Origin of the sequence: Flavobacterium sp. UGB4466, assembly GCF_903469665.1 — a bacterium.
GTDB lineage: Bacteria > Bacteroidota > Bacteroidia > Flavobacteriales > Flavobacteriaceae > Flavobacterium > Flavobacterium lipolyticum.
In genome coordinates, this window is record NZ_CAGKLC010000038.1 from 35,264 (window position 1) to 41,263 (window position 6,000).

The window sequence follows — 6,000 nt, forward strand, 5'->3', positions numbered from 1 at the left end:
TTTTAAATTGGATTGAAAAATAATTGAAATTAGATCTTTATAAACTAAAACTATTAAGTATAAATACCTGTTTTTAAATTAAAAACTTCGGAACAAGAGAATTAAAAAAGAAAACAAAATACAGTTTATAACCTCAACTTGTTAGGTGTTTATTTTGCTGAAATTTTAATTCTTCAAAGTGCCTTGTGCCTCGATTACGCCACAAAACTTTGGACTGGGGAATATCGTTAAAAACGCTTCAAGTTTATGTGGCAAAAAGGTTTCCATTTCATTGTAGGAGTGATTATGATGAGCAAATAAAAGAAGGTGTAAAGTAAGAAATATTTACACCTTTTTTACTAGAAGGTCTTTGCGGAACTATTACAGGGTATGCTTAGAAACTCTTTTATTGCTCTGTTTTTTTTATAATACTTCTACAAATGTTTAAAAATAGCTTCTATTTTAGCAACATAATCTTCAGCATCACTCTTTGAAATGATTGAGCTGTAAGTATGCCCAGCATTATTTCTCATATCTAATATGTTTCGACAGTTTGTAAATAATGCTTCTGCCGCAACATAATTTGCAAAAATAGTTTTGAGATAATCTGCAAATTCCATTATTAAAGGAACAGAGCTGTAACTGGCAGGTAGACCTCCGACGGGAGAAATTTCGTAAAGCAATTCAAGGATTTGAGTCAGTTCTCCCAACTTTTTATGGGCAGCGGGATTGACTGTAAAAGTTTTTAAATGATATAAATTAATTTTTCGTTCATTAGCAGTTCCCGGATGAAAAACAATCGTACCTGAGCTTGGAACGACAATGCCTAAAGTTCTCAAAACACCAAGTAATTTAATATTATAATTAGCATCTGCTGTCCATGAGGCTTTATCTACAGGAGTAATTAAAGTTGCAAAATCAGTTACCCATTTTATCAGCTCAAATTCAAAAGCCCGGCCGTATTGAATTACAACAGGAGCGAAATCAGCACCATTATCTAAATTTTTCAGCAGATATTTACCTGTTGCTAAATAATGAAGCGTTTTCGTGCGGTCAATTTTAGTTATATCTATAATTGTTCCGATATCAGCTAGGTAGTTCAAATAATCTGTTTTAGATGTAAATTCATCAATAAAATCCATCTGTTCCTGAAGGAGGGTCTGTAGCTCTAATTCTTTATTTTCCTTATCCAGCTTAATTTGTGCAAGCTGCTCCTCCAGTGTAGTTTTTCCTTCACCTGCGTTTATTAGTTCTTGATTGAGCTGCTCTATTTGATCATCATAGTTTTTAATGTTTTGAGCAGATGCTATCAGTTTGGCTTTTATTACTTCATAATCATCGACAAAATGATTTCTCTGAATATTTAGTAGGCTAAGTTTAAGATTGGTCTGCTCATCAAAAAAGCCTTCTCCAAAATATTTTTGGTAATCAATACTGCCGTCTTTTTCTATTTCTACAGCATTGATATATTTTTCTTTCAATCCATCTCTAACATCATTGGGGTCATTGAAGTAATACATTTTAACATCACTCAGCTTCACTATATTTTGACCTATATATTCCTGAAATTTATAGATAAGGTATTCGCTATGGGTTTCAATAAGGAACTGAATATTGAACCTTGAGGCTGCATCAATAAATAACTCCGCCATTTTTGACTGCAGGGAGGGATGCAGGTTCGCTTCAGGTTCTTCGATCAGCAAAGTGGAGGGACTAAAATAAAAAGCATGGCTATGATACTCTCCATCTTCAGGATTAAGATTATATTCGTGATTCATTTCTTGCTTTTGGGCAATTATAGCAATTTGCATAATGATTGGAAGCAATTGTGATATTCCATACCCCAAATCGGCCAGAGATGTTTTTGTTCCATCAAAATTGACCAGAAAAACTTTAGTCAGTCCAATGTCTTCATCTCTAAAAACGAAAAGTTTTTTCCCAATTTTAAAACCTTTCTGTTTCTTTTTTCCATTCTGGTCAACCTCTTCAATCTCTCCTTTTCCAATCCAGAAGTTTACAAAATTTTCAATTTGCGGGTTACCTTCCAAATAGATTGTCGAGAAATCTTTTATAATCTGAATTTCTTCACCATTCTGTTCGTCAATAAACCATTCCCTGTTTTTGCCTCTTGAGGTGGGCAGAAAATAAACCTTTTTTAAACTATCAATTTTTTTCTGGGCAGCATCAAAAAAATCTGAATCTATTGCGCTCAATAGACTTTTAAGAAGTTCGCTGTTAGGGGTTGTTTGATACATAGGCTGTATAAAAGGACGCAAACCCTTTTCTTCGGCACTTTCTTGCTCGTGCCAGACTCTTTCTTTTTCAAGTTCAGCATTTGCAACTTTTATTTCAATTCCCTCTTCAAAACCTGAAAATGAAGTATTGAAACAGTCTAAAACTTTGTGCTGATAATAGTTTCTTCCTTTAAGAAGTTCAGTAAAAGTATTTTGTTGAATAGACAGCAGCTGAGCTTTTTCTTCTTCTGTTAATTCTGAATAATCAGAGAATAAGCTTTTTCCTTTGACGAGTTTTTCTGTAAAACTGTCATAACCGTCTTTTTTCTTTCTAAAGAAAGGCAGGTCAAAAGAAGTGTGTTTATAAATTTCGATTCTACTAAAAAGGTCAATAGTAGAATATTTTTCTGTGTTTTCAGTTGGTACAAATCCTTCAATAGTCTCTTCAAGAGGTGTTTCTAGAATTAGCTCTATGATTCTTTTCAGATTGATGCTTGTTGACATTTCCCAATAGATACCTTCATCGCGATCATAGATGCGACCGAATATATTTGACCAATGCAGATATTCTCCATCCTTTACAATGGCGATACTTTTAATATCATGAGAAATAACCACATCTTTTGTAGTCCCATTTATAGTTTGTCTCAACTCATATCTGATTTCCAAAGTAGCGTGTATTTCCCTGCTAAATCCAAATTTTATAGGAAATGCAAACACTAAATCTTCATCGTCCTCAAAAATTGGCAGGTCGCTTGAGGTCATATTTCCTTTTTTATGAAAATCCATAAGCCGCGAATACATATGCTGTTTTTTTTCGACTCCTGAGCTTTTAAAGGCCTCAAATGTCAGACGGTTAAAGATACGTTCAAGATTTCCAAGTTCATGTTTCATATTCTTAAAGTCTAAGGTTTCAGAAACAATTCCTTCTTTAAAATTATCAACCATGAATTGAATTGCTTTGAAAACGGAGCTTTTCCCTGCGTTGTTTACCCCAGTAAGTAATGTAATTGGTGCAAATTCCAATTCTTCCTTGTTTTTAAAAGTTCTAAAATTTTGCAGACCTAATCCTTCTAAGTTTGGCATTATGCTTTTTTTGTTTAATATTCTTAATTAATTGCTTTGTTTACAGCGCCTAGCTGACATGAATTTGAAAGTTTATTTTAAACACAAAACTGTCGTTCATTTTGTTAATTTCATATGTGCATTATCTATTCTGCTTTCAATTTTTTATCTCAGATTGAATTTCTTACATGTAGTCTTCAGTAAATTCTGTAATGGCTGATATCTGACCTTCATAAGTATTTCTGATGCTTCCGCCTTTTAATACTTTTTCCTGATGAACTAGAGCATTTATACTGATATATATTGAAAATCCAACATCAGGTTTTTCCATGTACTCTTTTTTATTCTCGTTCCTTACAATAAAGTTATTTGTATAAAGATGTGAACCCTTCTCTTTAACTGCCTTACTATACGCAGATATTGACTGTCCGCCAGTTTGAGTAGTAGAAATGAATTTTTCCAGATAGTATATTGTCCAGTCCAGTTCCCCGATAAATTGATTTATGTAAAAACCCATAAAAATTGGTTTTTTAATTGTATTGTAGTACCTGATCTTAAAAGCGTTTTCCAATATATCCAGAAAAACCGGATCAAAATCCTCTGTTACATCATTTTGGACTTTGGAGAGCAGATTTTTTAGTAACCTGAATTTGTCCAGGTGATAATGATATTTTTCTTTCTGCTGGAGATTATAAACAATTACCGCTTTCAAATATTTCTCTACGGCGGTGCTGGCAAGAGTGAGTCCCTGCACTATAAAATGGTTTTTAAGCAAAAAACGGGCAGCTATATAATCACGGTAGCCAAGATCCATAAGCGAAGATCCAGCAAACAGCTTTTCCATGTATGTAATTGATTTGTCCATCGTATAAAAGTATTTACTAATTAATCGTTCAAAGGTTCTTAAGAAGTACGCAGTTATTTTGCGTAATAAATTAATACAGCCAATTTTCTGCTAGTGTTAGAGCAAAAAGAAATACTTAAGTTGTATCAGATTGATTCGATACAGTGCTCTTATAGATTCCCGTATATGAGTTTTGTTTTTTTTATATACAGTAAATTATACGCTTTTGCATATAAATAGAAAATTTACTTTTTTATTATTAAGAAATTATGAATGTGCCGGTCATTAATTTTTGTTCTAACCTTGAGATTCCAATTTTTGTCATATTCAAAGCTGAAGATTTCTTGCTTAAGGCAAAATTTGCCAACGGTATGCCTTCTAACTCAGGTTTCTGCATACCCATCCAATGTGCGTAAGCATATATCAAATTTGTTCTGTGCCATCTCTTCTAATTATAACAACTCTAAATCTTGTAATTTTCGTCCAAAAGTATCATCAGCTGCAAGTTTAAGAAAATCTTCCTGAAGACCTAAGACACGAAGCACATTAAAATAAGCACCTATAGCTACGCCTTCATTTCCTTTTTCTATAAGGTATAAAGTAGATCTTGCAATATCTGCACGTTCAGCTAATTGAGTAGTTGTAAGTTTACGTCTTTTTCTTGCTAGTTTAATATTTTCACCCATTTGTTCCATCACCTTCTTATATTTAGGATAAATGATTTGCTTCTTCCTGTTCATGTTTTCAATGTATTATTAATATCACTCCTGTTGCTGATGAATGTTATTTCATGCAAAATTGGCTTATTTGTTTGAAATAACATTCAATTTATCCTTTATCTTTTTTTGTTGTTCTTGTTCGGGATACCAAATCTCATCAGAAATGATCATCTCAGTTAGCATTATTCTTTTTTGAACTTATATAATTTTAGGATAAATACTTAAAAATTAGAGAACCAAAAGAGCGAACTGTGACAAATGATACATATAATTTCGTATTCGAAAACTATTTTAGCAATATTAAAATCAGATCGGTTTTAAAAAGCTAACCACTAAGGTTTTTTTGATTTTAGAACAAGGCATCAATCAAGTAAGCAATTCGAAATTCTAACTTATTTTAATGAAAAAAGCTAAGACATATAAGGTTGTCGATAATTTTTTTAAACTCGATCAGAGATTAAAGAAGATAGAAAACTTATTGCTTTTAAATGAATCTCAGAATAATCTATCATCGTCTGAAAGATGCAAAAGCTCTTATAGTAAAAGTGAGCTTGCAATTCTTTTCTATATCCTGATGGATGAAGGTCTGTTATTTTTTGATTCGGCTGATATAAAAAAAAATCGAATCAATTTTCAGGAATTCATAAGTGAAAATTTTACATATAGAGATAATGAAGGAGTTCAGAAAAGGATAACTAGAATAAGCAGACAGTTTTCTGAGTGTAAAGGTTATACTTATAAAGAAAAACAGATGAAATTTTTAGATGACTTGATTAGTATATTGATTGAGCGGAAAAGAAAACTTGAGAACTGGTAAGCTGGGGATGAAAAAAATTATAACATTAACAAACAATTCAATTATGACAAAGAAAGAAAAGAGACAGTTTTTTATAATGGAGATTAAAAACAATATAGATCCTTTAATGTTAAAACTGGAAGTGATCGATTCAAAAATCAGTAAAGGGAAAACCTTGAGACCTGCTTATTACAGAAATGAGGATTTAAAAAAGATATTTGGATTATCTAATAATACTATTATGAAATACAGGCAGACTGGGATTCTTCCGTATACAAAATTGGGAGATATATTTCTATACGACAGTGTAAAGATTGAAGAAATTCTTCATTAAAATAATGTCTGAATGGGGCTTTTTAATAA

At 32.0% G+C, this 6,000-nt stretch carries 5 protein-coding genes; 2 read left to right on the forward strand and 3 right to left on the reverse strand.

Going from position 1 to position 6,000, the window contains the following annotated elements; all coding sequences use genetic code 11:
* Positions 1-413: 413 nt before the first annotated feature.
* The 3 genes from JO950_RS11305 to JO950_RS11315 form a co-directional block, all read right to left on the reverse strand.
* The gene (locus JO950_RS11305) at positions 414-3,299 is read right to left on the reverse strand and encodes an AAA family ATPase (protein WP_202702739.1); all 2,886 of its coding nucleotides are present in this window, start codon (positions 3,297-3,299) and stop codon (positions 414-416) included.
* Positions 3,300-3,462: 163 nt separating this feature from the next.
* Entirely contained in the window at positions 3,463-4,122 is a 660-nt protein-coding gene (locus tag JO950_RS11310) for a HEPN domain-containing protein (protein WP_202702740.1), read from the reverse strand.
* 452 nt (positions 4,123-4,574) lie between these two features.
* Positions 4,575-4,862, reverse strand: a complete 288-nt coding sequence (locus tag JO950_RS11315) for a helix-turn-helix domain-containing protein (RefSeq protein WP_202702741.1) — start codon at positions 4,860-4,862, stop codon at positions 4,575-4,577.
* Between the two features lie 379 nt (positions 4,863-5,241).
* On the opposite strand from JO950_RS11315, the gene JO950_RS11320 reads away from it, so the two are divergent.
* Both JO950_RS11320 and JO950_RS11325 read left to right on the forward strand, forming a co-directional pair.
* Positions 5,242-5,658, forward strand: coding sequence for a hypothetical protein (locus JO950_RS11320; protein WP_202702742.1), 417 nt, complete (start codon positions 5,242-5,244; stop codon positions 5,656-5,658).
* 43 nt (positions 5,659-5,701) lie between these two features.
* Entirely contained in the window at positions 5,702-5,971 is a 270-nt protein-coding gene (locus JO950_RS11325) for a helix-turn-helix domain-containing protein (protein WP_202702743.1), read from the forward strand.
* Positions 5,972-6,000: the final 29 nt, after the last annotated feature.